The sequence below is a fragment of the Faecalibacillus sp. MSK20_93 genome (assembly GCF_020589945.1).
Taxonomy (GTDB): domain Bacteria; phylum Bacillota_I; class Bacilli_A; order Erysipelotrichales; family Coprobacillaceae; genus Faecalibacillus; species Faecalibacillus intestinalis.
Genome location: NZ_JAJDKA010000055.1, coordinates 1 through 19,891, shown reverse-complemented (window position 1 = coordinate 19,891; position 19,891 = coordinate 1). Strand labels below are relative to the sequence as shown.

Sequence of the window (19,891 nt, the reverse complement as noted above, 5' to 3'; positions counted from 1 at the left end):
TAAAAAAAGCTATAAAGAATGCCTAATCCAAAAGATTAGGTTTCTTTACAGCCCCCTTTTACATGTACAAAACTTTACACCTAATCACCAACTGTTTCAGATGGTCAATTAAGAATGTTAATAAAATGTAAGAAAAAAGTCGAAAAGTGTTGAAATCATCGGGGGGGGTACTAAAATTAGAATGATGGATAATGTATAAGGTGGGATAATTATGAATTTTCAGGAAAAAATAGAAATATATAAAGATATTATTGTTTCTTTAGATTATTGTATAAATGATTATTTATATATTTTAGATGTTGAAAATGATGAATATTTTATTTCCCCTCATGCTGCAGTAAGATTTAAAATGGATAATGCTTATTTTAAAAATCCTGTTAAAGAATTTAAAAAAATTGTTTATTATAAAGATTATGATTTAGTTGTAGAGGATCTAAATAAGATTTTGTCTGGAGAAAAGACCTATCACAATATGCAGTATAGATGGCTAAATGATGAAAGTTTACCTGTTTGGATCAATTGTCGAGGACAGGTAATTATTGAAAATCATCAAGTAAAATATTTAATTGGGTGTATTAATGAAATTGGTAAAAAACAGTATGCTGATAATGTAAGTGGATTGTTAGGAGAAGAAAGTTTTAAAAATTTTATTTATCCAATTGATGATGATTTTGAAAAGGGTTTTGTTTTAAGACTAGGAATTGATAATTTTAAGAATATTAATGAAAATTATGGATTAAAGTTTGGAGATGAGATTCTTAAACGAGCAGGAAAGTATATCAAAGATCTTTTAAATGAGTATCAAGAACTTTATCATATTGTTTCTGATGAATTTATTATATTTGATTCAAATGGGACAGTTGATGATGCAATTTATCTTTATAAAAAGATTCAAGAAAGAACCCTTGATTTTATTGAGTCTACAAACTATGAAATTTATTATACTTTTTCAGCAGGAATCCTAGATTTTTATAGTCATCCAACAGCTAGTTATATTGAAATTATGAAATGGACAGAATTCTCTTTAAATAATGCAAAAGAAAGTGGCAAAAATACATATGCTATTTTTGATAACTGTGATTATCAAAAATTTCAAAGAGAATCAGCGATTATTAGATATTTACACCAATCTATTGATCATGATTACGAAGGATTTGATGTGTATTTTCAACCTATAGTCGATGTAAATAAAAAAGAAGTAACACACTTAGAAACATTACTACGTTTTAAATGCGATGAATTTGGAAAAATATCACCAATGGAGTTTATCCCATTACTTGAAAAAAGTGGTCTTATTATTCCTGTAGGTAAATGGGTTTTAGAAAAAGCAATTCAAGCATGTTTATCATTAAAAAAATATCAATCTCAATTAAAAGTAAATGTTAATATTTCATATGTGCAAGTTTTAAAATCAGCTATTTTAAATGATGTTTTAAGTATAATGAAAAAATATAATGTTGATCGAAATAGATTAGTTATTGAACTTACAGAAAGTGGCTTTATAGAATCAGATTGCTCTTTTGTTAATTTTTGTAATCAATTAAAAGAAAATAGTATTCTTTTAGCTTTAGATGACTTTGGTACAGGGTATTCTAACTTTCATTATTTATATAATTTAAAACCAGATTGTATTAAAGTAGATCGTGGACTTATGAAGAATGCTTTAAGTAATGATTATGAAAATTTATTATTAAAGCATATGATCGACATGGCTCATAGTGTTGGGGTCAATATGTGTATTGAAGGAATTGAAACGGAAGAAGAACTTCATAAAGTATTAGAAATGGGAAGCGACTTTATTCAAGGGTTTTATTATAGTAAGCCACTGCCTTTTAATGAGATAACAGACTATTTGAAAAATTTTAAGAAGATCATCTAGGATGATCTTTTTTTATGGGCTATAATAAAAGAAGAAAAATTAAAGGAGAAGTTTATGGAACGATTAGTTGAAATATGTTGTGGAAGTTATGAAGATGCTTTAAATGCTTATTATGGAAGGGCAAAGCGTATTGAGTTAAATAGTGCTCTTCATTTAGGTGGTTTAACGCCTTCAATAGCTTCTTTGAAATTAACAAAAAAGAATACAAATTTAAAAATTATTACAATGATAAGACCAAGAGGTGCAGGATTTTGTTATAACGATATTGAATTTGAAGTTATGAAAGAAGATGCACGTTGTATGCTTGAAAATAAGGCAGATGGGATTGCTTTTGGATGTTTAAATCAAGATGGTTCAATTAATGAAAAACAAACAAAAGAAATGATCGATATTATTAAAGAGTATCAAGGAGAGGTTGTTTTTCATCGAGCATTTGATTGTGTAGCTGATCCCTATGCTTCAATTGAATTATTGATTCATTTAGGTGTGGATCGTATTCTTACTAGTGGTTTAAAACCAAAGGCAATGGATGGAAAAGAATTAATTAAAGATTTACAAAACAAATATGGTAATCAAATTGAAATATTGGCTGGAAGTGGTATAAATGCAAGTAATGCTAGAAAGATGATGGAGGATACAGGAATCTATCAAGTACATAGTTCATGTAAAGATTGGATCAATGATCCAACAACTAAAACGCATGAAGTTTCATATGCCTATGCACCTTCGCCTCATGAAAATGATTATGATGTTGTTTCAAAAGAACTTGTTGAAAAAATTGTAGAAAGTATAAAAGAGGTTTGTTATGAAAGTTAAAGATTATAGTTATGAAACATTTCCACGATATACATCCAATATAGATGGTGCTTTAGAACTTAAAGGAAATAAAGAAAATCTAAGATGCCGGATGAAAGATGTAGAATATCAAAAAGGTTGTATGATTCGTTTTTTATTTCCAAATACGATTTTAGATGAAGAAAGAAAATATCCATTAGTGATTCATGTACAAGGTTCTGGATGGTATAAACAAGATATGAATGATCATATTTTTGATTTTATGCCGATTGTCAAGGCAGGTTATGTGTATGCAATTATTGAATACCATGGTGCTCCTGAATATAAATATCCAACGCAAGTAGATGATGTTATAAAAGCGATTGAATATTTAAAAGAAAACTATCAAAATTATCCTATTGATTTTAAACATGTATTTTTAAGTGGAGATTCTTCAGGAGGACATATTGCCTTACTTGTAGCTTTACAAGAAAGGTATAATTTTAAAGGAATCATTGATTTATATGGAGTCACAAATTTTATGACATTTAGTAATTGGTATAGTAAATATGACTGGCATGAAGAAAGAAACGTAATTGATTTTTTAGGATCATTAGATATAGAACTTTTAATAAAAGCTTCACCAATGACCTATTTAAAAGAAAATATGTCTTTACCACCATTTCTCATTCTTCATGGAGATAAAGATCATGTTGTACCTATTACCCAAAGTATAGAACTATATGAAAAACTTAAAGAATATCACTATGATGTAATCTTTGGTAGAGTTCATGATGCAGATCATGGAAGAAGTATTTTTTATAATGAAGATGTTTATCAAACAATTGTTAACTTTTTAAATAAAAATAAGTGATCAATGTATGTAAAAGTGAGGCGATTTACTTGGAATTACATATTAGAGAATTTGAATATCAAAATATAATCAAACAACAATTTTATAAACAATTAGTTGTTTTATCTTTATATGTCTTATTATTAGTTTTTGCTTTAGAAAGTATTTTATATGGTTTTGATTATGTATGGATTATTCTTTTTGTGACTTCTATGGCAATTATTAATTTAAATTTTAGAAGAAAGAAAAAGATATTAGGTTATGATCTTGTTTATATTGATGAAAATAATCGTTTCTTTTATAACAATCTATTCATTGAAATGAAAGATCTAGAAAATTATGTTCTTTCAAAAGAAACTATAACTTTGAATTTTATAGATTATTCTATTGTGATAGAAAAAAATGAAAATCTTTATGATTATTTAAATCAATTTGTGAAGAATAAAAAACCAATTAATGGAAAAAAACAGAGATTATTTGTTAGCTGTTTTGCACTTCTTTTTGTATTTTTCTCATTAAGTTTAGGTAATCTTGTATTAGGGAGTATTTATAGTTATATAAATCATGTTGAAATGATTTCACTTTCAACGATTCTTGTACCTATTATTCAAATAACAAGTATTATACTAGGAGTCGCTCTTATCTTTTTTGTAGCGAAGAGGTTTAAAAAAGGGATAGGTCTTTATGTGAGTTTATTATTGATTGTACTTTATATTGCCTTACCTTTTATTATGGGTAATGATATTCATCGTTTAGATAATGACATGGCTTATACACGACAAAATCAAAAGCTTACACTTTATAGTCGGTATAAAAAAGGTTATGGAAAATTTGAAAGACAAATAACGAATGTTTCAAATAAGGCAGAAGTGGGAAATTATCAAAGTGTGCTCTATATTTTAGAAAATCAAAAAATAGAAGTAATTTCTTTAGAAAATGAAGCTAAAAATGATAAATTCGTTTCTAAAATTAAAAATCAAACTTATTTAGAAACGTATATTTCAACACACTATACTTTAACTATTGGAGATGATAAAGCTTATTTTGAAAAAAATAGTTCACCTAAAATAGTGAAATTGCATAGAATCAATAATCATATGCTTTATTTTAAATATAAAAAGGATTATTACTTTATTTATATTTTAGAAAAACAAAAAGATATCAGAGTCTATGAGCTTTCTAATGATCGAGATTTAAAATTTTACTTTGCTCCAGACCCTTTTGAAATGTCTAACTCTCAAACAAGTAATGAGGATACAAATGAAAGTGAGTCACAAAATCAAACAGAGGAAGCAAATCAAGAAACAACAGCACAAGAAAGTGATACGACTGATTTAGAAAATGATCCAGAAAGAGTTTATTTTGAAAAAGTGTATGACCTTTTAATAGCACAAAATAAATTAGACAACCCTTGTTTTGATTATCAATATGACGCTAAAGGTTATCCTTATGCAGTTGTAAGTACAAATGATGAATATACATTATCTCTTGTATTTAATAAATATAAAAATAATGATGAAGATTATGAAATTGTTTTAGAAAAGTATATCAAAAAAAGTAGCACGCAAAGTCTTGTTGATTTTTATTTAGTGAATACAAAAACTTTGGAAGTTACAGATCAACAACGAGATTATTGGTAGGGTCAAGAATTATCTTGATCCTTTTTATTTATGTTTTATTAATGTATATACAAAGTATCTTAACACTATCTTAATACCTCCCATTTTATAATAGAAATAATGAGGGGAGTATTATGGTGAATTTTATATTAGTGATTATTTTGATAATTGTTTTGTTTATGGTATATAGACAAATGAGTTGTTTTGATGAGCTTATAGAAAGTATAGAATATCCAACAATTCTTATCATTTATGATGATCAATATCAAATAGCAAAAAAATATGAAAATGATACAATCAAATGTATACCAAAACAAGAAATATATCACTTTGAACAAAGTTATCAATATGTCATTTTATGCTGTGAAGATGATTATTATAACTTATTAATGAATTATCGCATTCATAGAGATATGTTAGATGTCCAAGTTTATTCTTTAATTGGAAAACAAAAGTATGAAGAATTATATCAAGAAAATATTGAATTGTTACAAACAATAGAAGACATAGAAAGGTTAATAAAACATTTATATGATCAAAAGAAGAACAAATGTTGAAATCATTGCATTAGGATTTGCAATTGTTATTTTAGTTGGAACGTTTTTACTTTTGTTACCTGTTTCTAGTGATCATACGGATTTTTTAGATGCGCTTTTTACAGCGACAAGTGCCACTTGTGTAACAGGTTTAGTTGTTTATGATACAGCAACACATTGGACATTGTTTGGACAAATCGTGATTTTACTTTTAATTCAAATTGGTGGTTTAGGTTTTATTACGATTGGGGTTTTTCTAGCCACTTATCTTAAGAAAAAAATTAGTTTAAGACAGAGAGGTTTGATTGAAGAAAGTGTCAATTCTTTAAAATTAGCAGGTGGGGTCAAACTTGTTAAACATATTATAAAAGGAACTTTTTTATTTGAAGGAATTGGCGCAATTATTTTAAGTCTTGTTTTTATAGAAGATTTTGGTTTATTAAAAGGTATTTATTTAGGAATCTTTCATGCGATTTCTGCTTTTTGTAATGCAGGATTTGACTTACTTGGAACAATAGAACCTTATGGTTCATTAACTCCTTATGCTTCTAATATAATTGTTAATATAACAATTATGGCATTGATTATTATAGGAGGTCTAGGATTTATTGTTTGGCAAGATATTTATGAAAAAGGGTTTAAGTTTAAAAAATATCTTTTACAAACAAAAATCGTTTTAATAATGACAATTATTTTAATTGTTGGCGGAGCCGTATTATTTTATTTATTTGAATGTCAAAATTCACTTTCTTCCTTGTCTCAAGAAGAAATGATTTTAGCTTCATTTTTTCAATCTGTGACTTGTCGTACAGCTGGTTTTAATACAGTTGATGTTTCTCATTTAAAACCTTCAACAAGTTTATTAATGATGTTTTTAATGTTTGTTGGTGGTAGTCCTGGGTCAACAGCTGGAGGTATTAAGACAACGACTTTTGCAGTTTTGACTATTTTTGTATACGCTACAATGACCAACAAAAGTGAAGCCAATGCTTTTAATCGTCGTTTTGATAGTAAAACGATAAAAAAAGCATGTTCCGTTTTTTTAATAAATCTTATATTTATTTTTATAAGTGCAATTGCACTTTTTGACATGCAACCTCAACTTCCAATGCAAGATGTTTTTTTTGAAATCTTTTCAGCACTTGGAACAGTAGGAATTTCAACAGGGATTACAAGACAACTGACAATGCTTTCTAAAATTGTGATTGTTTTATTAATGTATTGTGGTCGAGTAGGAAGTTTAACTTTAGCTTTAAGTCTTTCAAGAAAAAAGAAAATTTCAAATTGTAAAAATCCAGTAGAAAAAATAGCTATTGGGTAGGAGGAGTTATGAAAACAGTATTAATTATAGGAATGGGACGTTTTGGTCACCATCTAGCAAGTAATATGATTTCACTTGGAAATGAAGTGATGATCGTAGATAAAGATGAATCTCGTTTAGAAGATCTAACAAAATTGATTTCGAATATCAAAATAGGGGACTGTACAAATGAAGATGTTTTGCAAAGTTTTGGTGTCGCTAATTTTGATATTTGTTTTGTTTGTATTGGAACAAATTTCCAAAGTAGTTTGGAAATTACAAGTTTACTCAAAGAATTAGGAGCCAAGTATGTTATTTCTCAAGCAACAAGAGATATACACGCTAAATTTTTATTAAAAAATGGGGCAGATGAGGTTATTTATCCTAATCGTGACAGTGCTGAAAAATTAGCAGTGCGTGTAAGTAATGATAATTTGTATGATTATGTTGAATTGGATAATGAATATTCTATTTATGAAATTCCTGCATTACGTCAATGGTTAGGAAAAACAATTAAACAAATTAATATTCGAGCAGCTTTTCATATTTATATCATAGGAATCAAAAAAGATAATAAAACAGATTTTTTACCTTCGGTAGATTATGTTTTTAATGTAGAAGATCATCTTTTAGTTATAGGAAAGAAAAAAGATGTTGATATGATTCTAAAATGTATGTCATGATGATCTTGGTGATTTGATGAAAGAAAAATTAAGGTATTTAGTTTATTTTGGTATTATTATTTCGATTGAATTATTTTGTTCATTTACTTTAAATTCAATGGGAATTAGGAAAGAAAATATTTTAATGGTATTTATTGTAGGAGTTTTATTAATTTCTACATTTACTAAAGGATATTTTTATGGTTTATTAGCATCTATTGTTAGTGTATTATGTTTTAACTTTTTATATATTGACCCTAACTATGATTTTCATATTAGTGATCCTAATGATTTTATGCTTATTCTTTTCTTTTTGATGACTTCTGTTATTGCTTGTAGTTTAACGGATCGTTTTCAAAAACAAATTATTATTTCTAAAAAGAATGAAGGTATTTCTAAACAATTATATAGCTTATCAGAAAGATTATTGAACGTTTCAGGGATCGAATATATTTTATTAAAAGGAAATCAATATATTGAAGAAAGTATTCAAATAAAAACAAATATTTCCTTGGAAATAAAAGAAGAAAGTAAAAATGTAATTCCTATTATAGGAATGAATCGAGTTTTAGGAAGTATTGAAATATTAAGTCATCAAGGACTCAATGAAGATCAAATGATTATCATTAAAGCAGCTGCTAACCAATTAGGAAATGCTTTAGAAAGAGAACTTACTTATTTAGAACAAGAAAAAATAAAGGTAGCGATGGAAAGAGAACATATGCTTAACAGTATGTTAAGAAGTATTTCACATGATTTAAGAACACCACTTACAGGAATCGTTGGAGCAAGTCAACTCATGATGAATCAAGATCATCTTACAAATGAGGATGTTTATTCACTTGCAAAAGATATACATGATCAAGCACATTGGCTTACACAAATTGTTGAAAACATATTAAACATGTCTAAAATAGAAAGTGGTAATTTAGTATTACATAAAAACTTAGAAGTTGTAGATGATTTAATTTATGAAGCAATTCAACATTTACCAGAGTTAGAAAAAAGAAATGTTCAAGTTGATGTACCAGAAGATTTATTACTAGTAAATGTAGATGGTAAATTAATGGTGCAAGTATTAATAAATATTTTAAATAATGCGATTAAGTATACAAAAGAAAATGATCGTATTGATATACAAGTTAGAAACATAGATCGACAAGTACAATTTACGATTAAAGATGAAGGAAAAGGAATTTCTAAAAAAATAGTAGATCATATTTTTGAAGAATTTGTAACAGATACCAATGTTTCTAATGATAGTCAAAAAGGAATTGGTTTAGGATTAGCTATTTGTAAAGCAATTATTCAAGCTCATGGTGGAAAAATTTGGGCTAAGGATGAAACAGATGGAGCATGTTTTATTTTTACTATTCCTAGTGATAAGGAGTTGAATGTATAATGAATGATTTAATTATGATTGTAGAAGATGATCCATATATTTCTCATTTTCTGCAAATGTCTTTTGAACAAGAAGGATATCGTATATTAATGACAACAAAGGGTCATGAAGCATTAAGTCTTTTTTATAGTCATCAACCTGATATCGTTATTTTAGATTTAGGTTTACCAGATATTGATGGTCTTGAAGTAATTCAAGAAATTAGGAAAATTTCTTCAAAACCTATTATTGTTGTTTCTGCACGATTAGAAGAACAAGAAAAAATCAAAGCACTTGATTTAGGAGCAAATGATTATGTTGTAAAACCATTTTATATGGGAGAGCTTTTAGCTAGAATTAGAGTAGCTAAAAGATTATCTAGAAAAGAAGATGAAGAAATAAAGAAATATCAAAAGGATTATTTAGAGGTTGATTTTATTTCTAGAAAGGTATTAATAGATCAAGAAGAAATTCATTTAACACCGATTGAATTTAATCTTTTAAAGCTTTTAATTGAACATCGTGGTAAAGTATTAACACATAATTACATTCAAAAAGAAATCTGGGGTTATCAAGATCATTCTAATCAAAATGCATTAAGAGTATTTATGGCTACTCTTCGTCGAAAAATAGAAAAAGATACGAATCATCCTCGTTTTATTGTCACAGAAGTAGGCGTTGGTTATTATTTTAAAGATTAACAAGGGAAACCTTGTTTTTTTATTTCCTAACAATTAGGAAACACAATTAATGTTGTGTAAAAAAAATTACTGTTATAATGATAATAAATGGAGGAAAAAAGATATGTTAAATGATCGACAAATGCATGTAATTGATCTATTGAATGATAAAAAATGGATTACTGGAAAAGAGATGGCGCATATTCTAAATGTTACAGATCGTACGATACGTAATGATATAGAGAATATTAATCAATTTTACGATTGTTTGTTAATTAGTGCTGATAAAAGGAAAGGTTATCATATTGATCAAACACTTTTATCAAAACAAGATATTGAACCCAAGGAAATTATTCCACAAACATCACATGAAAGATGTGTTTGGTTAATACAGGAATTATTGTTTAAAGAAAGTGAAATTAACTTAATTCAATTGCAAGATCGAGTTTTTATTAGTGGATATTCGATAGATAATGATTTAAAGAAAATTAGAAGAATGATTAGTAGTTATTCAAGTTTAAAAATTGTTCGTAATAAAAATACAATTTATCTAGTAGGAGATGAAGCAGATAAAAGAAAACTTTACAAAGATTTGCTGACAGAAGAAACTAAAGGGAATTTTATGAATTTAAATTCTATTGCTGATTTATGGGAAAATTTTGATTTATTAGAAGTTAAAGATATATTAGAAGAAGTTTGTGAAATGAATGATTACTATATTAGAGATGTGAGTTTTCCTATGATTATGATACATGCAGGTGTTTCAATAGAAAGAATTATTAATCATAACTATATTGAAGATAAAACTTATAATGAAAAACTGAAGGATAGTTTAGAATATAAGGTGGCGAAAGATTTTTTTTCAAAAGTTTCGCAAGTGATACATATACCCGTTATTGAAGATGAAGTGGTTTTATTTTCGTATCTTTTATTGGGGAAAAGTGGAAAATTCTATAATAGAAATAGAAAAGAAAGTGAAAATTTAAAATATATTTTTTATACAATTATAGATAAAATAAAGGAATATTTTGGTATAGATCTTTCAAATGATTATGATTTAAAACTTGGATTAATTACACATTTACAGTCTTTATTGGAAAGACAAGTGAACAATGTTAAAGTTACAAACCTTTATTTAAAGGAAATTAAAAGAAAATACCCTTTGGTTTTTGAAATGGCAGTACATTCTGGTGAGGTTATTACTGAATGCACAGGATACACTATTAACGAAAACGAGCTGGCATTTCTTGCTTTGCATTTGGGAGCAGCTTATGAAAGAAGCCAAAGTATGTATCGTCATCGGGGAATAGTCATCATTCCTCACAATCAAATGTTATCTATACCTTGTGTAGAAAAATTAAAAAATAGATTTGGGGAGAGAATGGAAATTCTTGAGATATTTCATTTTTTTGAAGAATTGCAGGTTGAACAATGTCAACCAGATTTCATTTTAACAACAGTTCCCTTAAAACATCAACTTGACATACCAACTCTTCAAATAACTTTATTTGTAAATAACGAAGATGAAAGTAAAGTATTTCAGCTTCTTAATGAATTAGATAATAAGCTTTATCACAATGATGTGGTGAAGATGTTAAAAAAACTTATTAAAGAAAATTTATTTCATGTTCATCAAACATTTCATGATACAACAGAAATTTTAAATTATTTATGTGATGAATTGATAGATAATGATTTAGCTACAAAAGCATACAAAGAAGATGTTTTTAAAAGAGAAGCAGTCTCAGCAACCTCATTTATGTATGGTTTTGCTGTTCCACATTCTATAGAAGTATCTACCAAAAAATCATGTATTTCTGTATTGATTTTAGATAGAAGTGTGAAATGGGGAGAATTTGATGTGAAATTTATTATTTTATTGGGAATTAGAGAAACAGATAATCATTTATTAAAAATATTTTTTGATTGGTTATCAAGTATTGTCGCTAATTCAAAGAAATTTGAACAATTATTAGAAGTAAATAATTATGAAGAATTTATGAAAGAAATTATCGCTTAGGAGCTAATGAAGATGACAAAAAGAAATATATATAAAAATGCACCTTTAACAAGAAGAGTGCTTAGTTATTTTATTGATTGGTATTTAGGAGCACTTTGTGCTGCTTTTCCAATTGCTGTGGTTTCACAAAAATTGTATGGAACAATGTTAAAACAAAATTTATTAAAAATTCAACAACCTTATGGATTTATTGCGGGGATTATAGGAGTAATTTTTGCTTTGTTTTACTACATTTATATTCCTTTCTTTGTTTATAAAGGACAGACTGTAGGAAAACGAATATGTAAAGTTAAAATTATTCAAAATAATAATCAAGAAGTATCGTTAAAATCATTGGTTTTAAGACAAGGTTTAGGAATGATTGTAATTGAAGGTATTTTTGTGAGTGCAAGTGCATTGTGGCATCAACTTGTTTCTTTATGCATACACGTAAATATTGTTTCAATGATGATGTATGTTGGGTTTGTTGTGGGAGGAATAAGTACGTTGATGATTATTTTTACCAAGGAACATCGCGCAATACATGACTATATAGGAAATACAAAGGTTGTAAGTGTTTGATTTCCTATTGCTAGGAAACGTCTCTATCAGCCTAAAGATAAAGAAATATTTATAATAATAGATGTAAAGATATTGGAGGAACAAAAATGGACAATTTAGAGTTAGTTAGTTTTCAAATTATTTCTGCGGTAGGTGTAGCAAAATCATCTTATATTGAAGCAATGAAAATTGCTGAAAAAGGTGATTTTGATTTAGCTAAAGCAAAAATAAAAGAGGGAGATCAGGAATTTGTAAAAGGACATGAAGCACATGCAGGTTTGATACAAAAAGAAGCAAATGGTGAAAAAGTTGTACCAAATATTTTATTGATGCATGCAGAAGATCAACTTATGTCTGCTGAAACAATTAAAATGATGGCTCTTGAAATTATAAAATTGAACCAACGTCTTTATTCGTTAGAAAAATAAGAAGGGAGAAGGAGAATGAAAAAAATTTATTTATTTTGTAGTGCAGGAATGTCAACAAGTATGTTAGCGAGTAATATGCAAAGTGTCGCTAATGCACACAATTTGCCTATTAAAGTGGCAGCTTTTTCACACAATAAACTTGAAGAAATTATAGAAAAAGATACCCCTGATTGTATTTTACTAGGTCCACAAGTGAAATATATGTATGAAGAAACAGTTGAACAATTTGGAAATACAGGTATTCCTATTGCGGTCATTGATCAAGCGGATTACGGTATGATGAATGGTGAAAAAGTGTTAAAATCAGCAATTAAACTGATTAAATCAAATAAAAAATAGAAAGAGGACAAGTCTTATGATGAAAAAACTTGAAAAAATACTAATGCCTCTAGCGGAGGCGATTGGGAGAAATAAGTACCTCATGTCAATTCGTGATGGTTTTCTTGTTTCAACTCCATTATTAATTGGAGGTTCTATCTTCTTATTGATAGCGAACTTTCCAATTCAAGGTTGGATTAATTTTTTAGAAACAACTGTGGTTAATTCTTCAACAGGACAGACATTAGCATCTTTTATTTCAAAACCAGCAGGGGCTACTTTTGATATTATGGCAATCTTTGCTGTAATTGGTATAGCGTATTCCTTTGCTGGAAAAATGAATACAAATAAGATATTTGGTGCAGCCGTTGCCGTTGTTTCATGGTTTTTAATTATGCCATATTCAGTTAGCGGTAGTGTTGATGTGGCAGGTAAAGCAGTTGATGTAAGTTTAAGTGGTATTCCTTTAGGTTGGGTAGGATCAAAGGGTATTTTTGTCGGAATTATGTGTGCTTTTTTATCAGTCCATATTTATACATATGTGGAACGTAAAGGTTGGACAATTAAAATGCCAGCAGGTGTTCCACCTACAGTTGAAGAATCATTTGCTGCATTAATTCCAGCGGCGATGGTAATGATCGTATTCTTTACAATTAACTTATTATTTGGTTTTTTAGGTACAAATGTATTCCAAATTATTTTTGAATTTTTACAAACACCATTATTAAATTTAGGAGATACATTAGGAGCAATGGTTGTTGCTTATATTTTCTTACATTTATTTTGGTTCTTTGGAGTAAATGGTGGTTCGGTTGTTGGTGCCGTATTCAATCCAATTTTACAAACATTATCAGCAGGAAATATTGCTGGTGAACATCATATTATTTGCCAACAATTCCAAGATTTATTTGCTACTTTTGGTGGAGCAGGATCTACTTTATCATTAGTTATTGCGATGCTTTTATTCTGTAAATCAAAACGTATTACAAATTTAGGTAAACTCTCTTTTGTTCCTGGTATTTTTGGAATTAATGAACCAATTGTTTTTGGATTACCAATTGTATTGAATCCAACATTATTAATACCTTTTGTATTAGTTCCAACAGTGAATATTGTTATTTCATATTTTGCAATGGCTATGAATTTAGTACCAATTTGTTCTGGAATTAATATTCCTTGGACAACACCAATTGTTATTTCTGGTTTCCTTGCAACAAATTGGGCAGGAGCTCTTTTACAAGTGTTGTTATTAATTTTAGGAATCTTTATCTATATGCCATTTATTAAAATAATGGATAAACAATATCTTGAAGAAGAAAATAATATGCAAAATGATGAAGAAGAAGAGGATGATATTTCATTAGATGATCTTTCATTTGATGATTTGTAGGAGATGAAAATTTATGAAAATAATCATGATTTATGACCAAATTCAATCAGGTGCTGGTATTAAAGACGATCATGATATTCCTTTAGGAGCAAAAAAGGAAGCTGTTGGTCCGGCAGTTATGATGGAACCATTTTTAAAGAAAGTAGATGGAAAAGTCGTGGCATGTCTTTATTGTGGAGACGGGACGTATCTAAAAAATCCTGACGAAGTAAGTCGAAAATTATGCGCAATGGTGAATAAATTAAAACCTGATGTTGTAATGTGTGGTCCTTGTTTTAATTATTTGAATTATGGAAAAATGGCAGCAAGAATTGCTTACGATATTAATCAAAATACATCTTCTAAAGCAATTGCGGCCATGTCAGATGATAATCAAGAAACGATTAACGAATATAAAGATAAATTATGTATTATTAAAACACCTAAAAAGGGTGGTATAGGTTTAAATGAGTCTTTAGAGGGAATGTGTGTTCTTGCAAAGGCTCTTTACCAAGAAAAAGAAATTGAAGAAATTAAAGAAAAATTTTGTTTTTAGGATGCTGTTTAGCATCCTTTCTACTAGGAGGAAAGAAAATGTGGGGAATAATAGCAACATGGCGTATGGCTGTTGAAGGAATTAGTGAAGCAAGCCATATTTTACAAGAAAAAGGAGATGCAGGAGATGCAATAGAAACAGCAATAAAAGCAGTTGAAGATTTTCCTTATTATAAATCAGTTGGTTATGGAGGACTTCCTAATGAAGAAATGGAAGTAGAGTTAGATGCAGCTTATATGGATGGAAATACATTAAGTATTGGAGCAGTTGCGGCTATTAAAGATTTTGCAAATCCGGTATCAATTGCTAGACGCTTATCTAAAGAAAAAGTAAATAATATTTTAGTTGGAGAAGGGGCTGAAAAATTTGCTCATAAAGAAGGCTTTGAACGTAAAAATATGCTTACAGACCGCGCTAAAATTCATTATAGAAATAGAGTGAAAGAAGTCCGTGAACAAGAAATAAAACCTTATGCAGGACATGATACAGTTGGTATGGTATGTCTTGACCAACAAGGGAAAATGACATCAGCAACTTCAACAAGTGGTTTATTTATGAAGAAAAAAGGACGTGTTGGAGATTCACCAATAGCGGGTTCAGGATTTTATGTTGATTCAAGTGTAGGTGGAGCTTCAGCAACTGGATTGGGAGAAGATCTAATGAAAGGATGTATTTCTTATGAAATCGTTCGCTTAATGGCAGAAGGTATGCACCCTCAAGCAGCTTGTGAAAAAGCAGTTAATCAACTTGATCATCGTTTAAAAGAAAGAAGAGGTCATGCAGGGGATCTATCGTTAATTGCAATGAATAATAAAGGAGAATGGGGAGTTGCAACTAATATTGAAGGATTTTCATTTGCGGTGGCAACGGAAAATCAAGAACCAATTGTTTATCTTACAAAAAATAAAGATGGAAAATGTATTCATGAAGTTGCAAGTCAAGAATGGCTTGATCATTATATGAAAACAAGGATGGCACCTTTAGAGGAAAAATAGTATGGAAGAAGAAATTATAAAAAAAATAGATATGCTTTCTTTAAGAATGATTGAGGATATTAAAACGATTGTAAAAATGCCAAGTGTTGAAGGAACTTTTCAACAAGGGGCACCTTTTGGTAAAGATATTGCTTTAACACTTGACAAGGTTTTAGAAATTGCTCAATCTTTAGGGTTTGAAACAAAAAATTTAGATCATTATATAGGATATGCACAATATGGTAAAGGTGAAGATTATATTGGCATTATTGGACATTTAGATGTTGTACCTACAGGTTTAGGTTGGAAACATCCCCCATTTAGTGCGTATGAAGAAGATGGATATATTTATTCACGAGGAATATTAGATAACAAGGGTCCAATTATGACATGCTTGTATGCATTATATGCGATTAAAGAACTAAATATTAAACTTCATAAGCCTGTAAGAATTATTTTTGGCTGTGATGAAGAAACTGGATTTAAAGATTTAGAGTATTATTTAAAACATGAAAAGCCGCCAGTCATGGGGTGGACACCGGACTGTAAGTATCCTGTGGTTTATGCAGAAAGAGGAAGAGCTGTTATTGAAATAAGTGCTAAAGAAAAACAAGTTGATGAATTTTTTTTGTTTATTAATAACTATTTTTTAAATGCTAATACGAATGCAGAAAAACTCGGTTTAGATTTTAAAGATGAAGAATTTGGTATAAATGAAATGCGTAATTTTGTATTGAAACATGAAAAAAGTAAACTTGTTTTTTCGGTCACATTTTCTTATCCTGCAAATATGACGCTAGAAACAATTGTTGAAACAATTAGAGAAAAAGCAAAAAACATGGAAGTAACATGTGTTCAACATTATTTTCCTGTAAAATTTGAAAAAGATTGCCCAATGGTTTCTTTGTTGTCTAAGGCTTATGAAAAAATAACGCATTTAGATGGAACACCTGTTACCACTACAGGAGGAACTTACGCTAAATTAATGCCTCATATTGTTCCTTTTGGTCCAAGTTTTCCGGGTCAAAAAGGTATTGGACATCAACCAAATGAATGGATGAAAATTGAGGATTTGAATACAAATGCAAAAATATATGCATTAGGAATTTATTATTTAGGAATGTTATAGGAGAGAGTATGGAAAGAATAATCGAAATATGTTGTGGAAGTTATGAAGATGCTTTAAATGCTTATCATGGTGGAGCAAAACGCATTGAACTTAATAATGCTTTACATTTAGGCGGTTTAACACCATCTCTAGCAACTTTAAAACTTACAAAAAAGAATACAAACTTAAAAGTAATTACGATGGTAAGACCAAGAGGAGCAGGATTTTGTTATAACGAGATTGAATTTGAAGTGATGAAAGAAGATGCAAAGTCTTTATTAGAAAATGGAGCCGATGGAATAGCTTTTGGTTGTTTAAATAAAGATGGTTCTATTTGTATTAAACAAACAAAAGAAATGATAGAAATCATAAAAAGTTATCAAGGAGAAGTTGTTTTTCATCGTGCATTTGATTGTGTTGAAGATCCCTATACTTCGATAGAATTATTAATTGAATTAGGAGTGGATCGTATTCTTACAAGTGGGTTAAAACCTAAAGCAATAGATGGAAAAAATCTAATTAAAAATTTACAAGAAAAATATGGAAGTCAAATTGAAATTCTTGCAGGAAGTGGCATGAATGCAAGTAACGCCAAAGAAATGATGAAGTATACAGGAATTTATCAAGTTCATAGTTCTTGTAAAGATTGGGTCAATGATGCAACAACACACAGACATGAGGTCTCTTATGCTTATGCCCCTGTTCCTCATGAAAATGATTATGATGTTGTCTCTAAGGAATTAGTTGAAAAAATTGTGAAAAGTATATATGATAAAAAAACTAAATAAAAATAAAAAAGCAAGAACATTGGTAACGTTTCTTTGTGTTTTGATTTCTGCGTTAAGTCAAGCGTATGTCATTCAAGTCTTTATTCAACCTGCAAATTTATTATCAAGTGGATTTACAGGGGTAGCTATTCTTATTGAGAAAATTACTTCTACTTATTTTGGCTTTTCGTTTTCAACATCATTAGGCATGATTGTTTTAAATGTACCGGTTGCTATTTTATGCTATAAAAATATTAGCCCTAGATTTACACTTTTTTCATTACTACAAGTATTTTTAGCGAGTTTGTTTTTAAAAGTGTGTCAATTTCAACCTTTATTTAATGATATTTTATTAAATATTACTTTTGGGGGAGTTTCCTATGGATTAATGGCAGTTCTTGTACTTAGAGGAAATGCTTCCACTGGAGGGACAGATTTTATTGCTCTCTATATTTCTAATAAAAAGGGTAAATCTATATGGGAATATGTTTTTGTTTTTAATACTCTAATTCTTATGATATTTGGATCAATGTTTGGTTGGATCCATGCAGGATATTCTATTTTATTTCAATTTATTTCAACAAAAACAATCGATTCTTTTTACCATCGTTATGAACGTGTAACATTACAAATAACAACAAAAAAATCAAAAGAAATTGTAGAGGCCTATATCCAATATTATCGTCATGGTATTTCTTGTGTTGAGGCTATTGGAGGATATTCAAAACAGCCAATGAATTTATTACATACAGTGGTTTCAAGTTATGAAGTCCAAGATATTATAGACTTAATGAAAGATGTGGATCCTGATTTGATAGTTAATGTTATAAAAACTGAAAATTTTTATGGTGGTTTTTATCAACAACCAATAGAATAAAAACTTATTTTTTATATATCCAAAATAGAAAAAATATTTTTACTACTGCTAATAATAAGTCTGTTATCTTTCTATTGTTTCTTAAAAGATTATTCGTTATATTATAAAGAGTAAAGAGATGAGGAATAATTATGAGTGAACAAATACATAAAAGAAGAAAAAGATATAAAGGAACACATCCTAGAAATTTTGAAGAAAAATATAAAGAATTAGATCCAGAAATGTATCCTGAAACGATTGAAAAAGTAATTTCTAAAGGAAGTACACCTGCAGGAATGCATATTTCTATTATGGTAGATGAAATATTAGAGTTTTTAGATATTCAACCAGGACAAGTTGGTTTAGATTGTACGTTAGGTTATGGTGGACATACATCTAAAATGTTAGAAAAATTAGATGGACAAGGTCATGTTTATGGATTGGATATTGATTCGATTGAAATTGAAAAGACAACACAAAGACTTAGAAATAAAGGATTTGATGAAAATCTTTTTACATCTATTTTAACGAACTTTAGAAATATTGACGAAGTAAGCGAAAAATATGGACAATTTGATTTTGTTTTAGCAGATTTAGGTGTATCATCAATGCAAATTGATAATCCAGAAAGAGGTTTTTCTTATAAAAAAGATGGACCTTTAGATTTAAGATTAAATCCTAAAGCTGGAAGACCCGCTTCTCAGATATTAAAAGAGTTATCTAGAGAAGATTTAGAAAATATTTTATTAGAAAACTCTGATGAACCTTATGCTGATATTTTAGCTAAAAACATATATTCTTTTATTCGTTCAGGAATGGAAGTAGAAACAACACGTCAACTTTATAAAATCATTGATAAGACATTAAATTTTATTGAAGATAAAAATAGAAAAGATATTGTTAATAAAACAGCAGCTCGAGTTTTTCAAGCTTTAAGAATAGAAGTCAATCAAGAATTTGAAGTTTTATATGAATTTGTTGAAAAACTACCTCATATTTTAAAACCAGGAGGAAGAGTAGCTATTTTAACTTTCCATTCAGGTGAAGATCGTATTGTTAAAAAGGCTTTTAAGGAAATGAAAAATAGTGGTGTTTATGAAGATGTATGTCGAAATGTAATACGACCAACTAAAGAAGAATGTCATCGAAATTCAAGAGCTAAATCAACAAAAATGCGTTGGGCAATTAAAGCTAAATAATAAAAGGAATAATGATTTAAAATGGACCCTGTAAAACGGACACAAGAAAAAAAGTACTTTGGTGCTTAGTCC

At 28.7% G+C, this 19,891-nt stretch carries 20 protein-coding genes; all 20 read left to right on the top strand.

Going from position 1 to position 19,891, the window contains the following annotated elements:
* The first annotated feature begins 211 nt into the window (after window positions 1–211).
* Window positions 212–1,879 carry an EAL domain-containing protein gene (locus LJD34_RS13040; protein ID WP_022002430.1) on the top strand — a complete coding sequence of 556 codons (1,668 nt, stop codon included), beginning with the start codon at window positions 212–214 and terminating at the stop codon, window positions 1,877–1,879.
* A gap of 54 nt (window positions 1,880–1,933) precedes the next feature.
* Window positions 1,934–2,695, top strand: coding sequence for a copper homeostasis protein CutC (locus LJD34_RS13035; RefSeq protein ID WP_022002429.1), 762 nt, complete (start codon window positions 1,934–1,936; stop codon window positions 2,693–2,695).
* Window positions 2,685–3,527 carry an alpha/beta hydrolase gene (locus LJD34_RS13030; protein WP_117783197.1) on the top strand — a complete coding sequence of 281 codons (843 nt, stop codon included), beginning with the start codon at window positions 2,685–2,687 and terminating at the stop codon, window positions 3,525–3,527. Before LJD34_RS13035 ends, LJD34_RS13030 begins: the two co-directional genes overlap by 11 nt.
* Window positions 3,528–3,556: 29 nt before the next feature.
* A complete protein-coding gene (locus LJD34_RS13025; protein ID WP_022002427.1) occupies window positions 3,557–5,146 on the top strand; it encodes a YIP1 family protein in 1,590 nt (529 codons plus the stop codon).
* Window positions 5,147–5,259: 113 nt separating this feature from the next.
* Window positions 5,260–5,682, top strand: coding sequence for a hypothetical protein (locus LJD34_RS13020; protein ID WP_022002426.1), 423 nt, complete (start codon window positions 5,260–5,262; stop codon window positions 5,680–5,682).
* Window positions 5,657–6,982, top strand: a complete 1,326-nt coding sequence (locus LJD34_RS13015) for a TrkH family potassium uptake protein (protein ID WP_117346490.1) — start codon at window positions 5,657–5,659, stop codon at window positions 6,980–6,982. The genes LJD34_RS13020 and LJD34_RS13015 overlap by 26 nt, the downstream gene beginning before the upstream one ends.
* A gap of 8 nt (window positions 6,983–6,990) precedes the next feature.
* Window positions 6,991–7,644, top strand: coding sequence for a potassium channel family protein (locus LJD34_RS13010; protein WP_022002424.1), 654 nt, complete (start codon window positions 6,991–6,993; stop codon window positions 7,642–7,644).
* Window positions 7,645–7,660: 16 nt separating this feature from the next.
* Window positions 7,661–9,025 carry an ATP-binding protein gene (locus LJD34_RS13005; RefSeq protein ID WP_118749014.1) on the top strand — a complete coding sequence of 455 codons (1,365 nt, stop codon included), beginning with the start codon at window positions 7,661–7,663 and terminating at the stop codon, window positions 9,023–9,025.
* Window positions 9,025–9,705 (top strand): response regulator transcription factor, encoded by a 681-nt coding sequence (locus LJD34_RS13000; protein ID WP_022001206.1) that lies wholly within the window; start codon window positions 9,025–9,027, stop codon window positions 9,703–9,705. Before LJD34_RS13005 ends, LJD34_RS13000 begins: the two co-directional genes overlap by 1 nt.
* A 103-nt stretch (window positions 9,706–9,808) precedes the next feature.
* Entirely contained in the window at window positions 9,809–11,704 is a 1,896-nt protein-coding gene (locus tag LJD34_RS12995) for a BglG family transcription antiterminator (RefSeq protein ID WP_117574627.1), read from the top strand.
* A 12-nt stretch (window positions 11,705–11,716) separates the two neighbouring features.
* Window positions 11,717–12,265: an RDD family protein gene (locus LJD34_RS12990; protein WP_199589633.1), complete on the top strand. Its 549-nt coding sequence runs from the start codon at window positions 11,717–11,719 to the stop codon at window positions 12,263–12,265.
* A gap of 86 nt (window positions 12,266–12,351) precedes the next feature.
* Window positions 12,352–12,672 (top strand): PTS lactose/cellobiose transporter subunit IIA, encoded by a 321-nt coding sequence (locus LJD34_RS12985; protein ID WP_107029594.1) that lies wholly within the window; start codon window positions 12,352–12,354, stop codon window positions 12,670–12,672.
* A 15-nt stretch (window positions 12,673–12,687) separates the two neighbouring features.
* Window positions 12,688–13,011, top strand: a complete 324-nt coding sequence (locus LJD34_RS12980) for a PTS sugar transporter subunit IIB (RefSeq protein ID WP_022001211.1) — start codon at window positions 12,688–12,690, stop codon at window positions 13,009–13,011.
* Window positions 13,012–13,027: 16 nt separating this feature from the next.
* Window positions 13,028–14,380, top strand: a complete 1,353-nt coding sequence (locus LJD34_RS12975; RefSeq protein ID WP_022001212.1) for a PTS sugar transporter subunit IIC — start codon at window positions 13,028–13,030, stop codon at window positions 14,378–14,380.
* Window positions 14,381–14,393: 13 nt separating this feature from the next.
* On the top strand, window positions 14,394–14,915 hold the full coding sequence (locus LJD34_RS12970) for a GrdB-related putative oxidoreductase (RefSeq protein ID WP_048924392.1): 522 nt from the start codon (window positions 14,394–14,396) through the stop codon (window positions 14,913–14,915).
* Between the two features lie 38 nt (window positions 14,916–14,953).
* On the top strand, window positions 14,954–15,910 hold the full coding sequence (locus LJD34_RS12965) for a N(4)-(beta-N-acetylglucosaminyl)-L-asparaginase (RefSeq protein WP_022001214.1): 957 nt from the start codon (window positions 14,954–14,956) through the stop codon (window positions 15,908–15,910).
* A 1-nt stretch (window position 15,911) separates the two neighbouring features.
* Complete coding sequence (locus LJD34_RS12960; RefSeq protein WP_022001215.1) at window positions 15,912–17,018, top strand: Sapep family Mn(2+)-dependent dipeptidase; 1,107 nt, start codon at window positions 15,912–15,914, stop codon at window positions 17,016–17,018.
* 8 nt (window positions 17,019–17,026) lie between these two features.
* On the top strand, window positions 17,027–17,785 hold the full coding sequence (locus LJD34_RS12955) for a copper homeostasis protein CutC (RefSeq protein WP_227360096.1): 759 nt from the start codon (window positions 17,027–17,029) through the stop codon (window positions 17,783–17,785).
* Window positions 17,766–18,641 carry a YitT family protein gene (locus LJD34_RS12950; RefSeq protein ID WP_022001217.1) on the top strand — a complete coding sequence of 292 codons (876 nt, stop codon included), beginning with the start codon at window positions 17,766–17,768 and terminating at the stop codon, window positions 18,639–18,641. The genes LJD34_RS12955 and LJD34_RS12950 overlap by 20 nt, the downstream gene beginning before the upstream one ends.
* Before the next feature lie 131 nt (window positions 18,642–18,772).
* Window positions 18,773–19,819 carry a 16S rRNA (cytosine(1402)-N(4))-methyltransferase RsmH gene (gene rsmH, locus LJD34_RS12945; RefSeq protein WP_147580317.1) on the top strand — a complete coding sequence of 349 codons (1,047 nt, stop codon included), beginning with the start codon at window positions 18,773–18,775 and terminating at the stop codon, window positions 19,817–19,819.
* Window positions 19,820–19,891 lie beyond the last annotated feature (72 nt).

Excerpts from the sequence above, each read along its gene's own strand:
- LJD34_RS12975 (WP_022001212.1), top strand. The coding sequence starts at position 13,028 with ATGATGAAAAAACTTGAAAAAATACTAATGCCTCTAGCGGAGGCGATT.
- LJD34_RS13040 (WP_022002430.1), top strand. The coding sequence starts at position 212 with ATGAATTTTCAGGAAAAAATAGAAATATATAAAGATATTATTGTTTCT.
- LJD34_RS13030 (WP_117783197.1), top strand. The coding sequence starts at position 2,685 with ATGAAAGTTAAAGATTATAGTTATGAAACATTTCCACGATATACATCC.
- LJD34_RS13010 (WP_022002424.1), top strand. The coding sequence starts at position 6,991 with ATGAAAACAGTATTAATTATAGGAATGGGACGTTTTGGTCACCATCTA.
- LJD34_RS12990 (WP_199589633.1), top strand. The coding sequence starts at position 11,717 with ATGACAAAAAGAAATATATATAAAAATGCACCTTTAACAAGAAGAGTG.
- rsmH (WP_147580317.1), top strand. The coding sequence starts at position 18,773 with ATGAGTGAACAAATACATAAAAGAAGAAAAAGATATAAAGGAACACAT.
- LJD34_RS12970 (WP_048924392.1), top strand. The coding sequence starts at position 14,394 with ATGAAAATAATCATGATTTATGACCAAATTCAATCAGGTGCTGGTATT.
- LJD34_RS13035 (WP_022002429.1), top strand. The coding sequence starts at position 1,934 with ATGGAACGATTAGTTGAAATATGTTGTGGAAGTTATGAAGATGCTTTA.
- LJD34_RS12955 (WP_227360096.1), top strand. The coding sequence starts at position 17,027 with ATGGAAAGAATAATCGAAATATGTTGTGGAAGTTATGAAGATGCTTTA.
- LJD34_RS12960 (WP_022001215.1), top strand. The coding sequence starts at position 15,912 with ATGGAAGAAGAAATTATAAAAAAAATAGATATGCTTTCTTTAAGAATG.
- LJD34_RS13000 (WP_022001206.1), top strand. The coding sequence starts at position 9,025 with ATGAATGATTTAATTATGATTGTAGAAGATGATCCATATATTTCTCAT.
- LJD34_RS12965 (WP_022001214.1), top strand. The coding sequence starts at position 14,954 with ATGTGGGGAATAATAGCAACATGGCGTATGGCTGTTGAAGGAATTAGT.
- LJD34_RS12950 (WP_022001217.1), top strand. The coding sequence starts at position 17,766 with ATGATAAAAAAACTAAATAAAAATAAAAAAGCAAGAACATTGGTAACG.
- LJD34_RS12980 (WP_022001211.1), top strand. The coding sequence starts at position 12,688 with ATGAAAAAAATTTATTTATTTTGTAGTGCAGGAATGTCAACAAGTATG.
- LJD34_RS13015 (WP_117346490.1), top strand. The coding sequence starts at position 5,657 with ATGATCAAAAGAAGAACAAATGTTGAAATCATTGCATTAGGATTTGCA.
- LJD34_RS12985 (WP_107029594.1), top strand. The coding sequence starts at position 12,352 with ATGGACAATTTAGAGTTAGTTAGTTTTCAAATTATTTCTGCGGTAGGT.
- LJD34_RS12995 (WP_117574627.1), top strand. The coding sequence starts at position 9,809 with ATGTTAAATGATCGACAAATGCATGTAATTGATCTATTGAATGATAAA.
- LJD34_RS13005 (WP_118749014.1), top strand. The coding sequence starts at position 7,661 with ATGAAAGAAAAATTAAGGTATTTAGTTTATTTTGGTATTATTATTTCG.
- LJD34_RS13020 (WP_022002426.1), top strand. The coding sequence starts at position 5,260 with ATGGTGAATTTTATATTAGTGATTATTTTGATAATTGTTTTGTTTATG.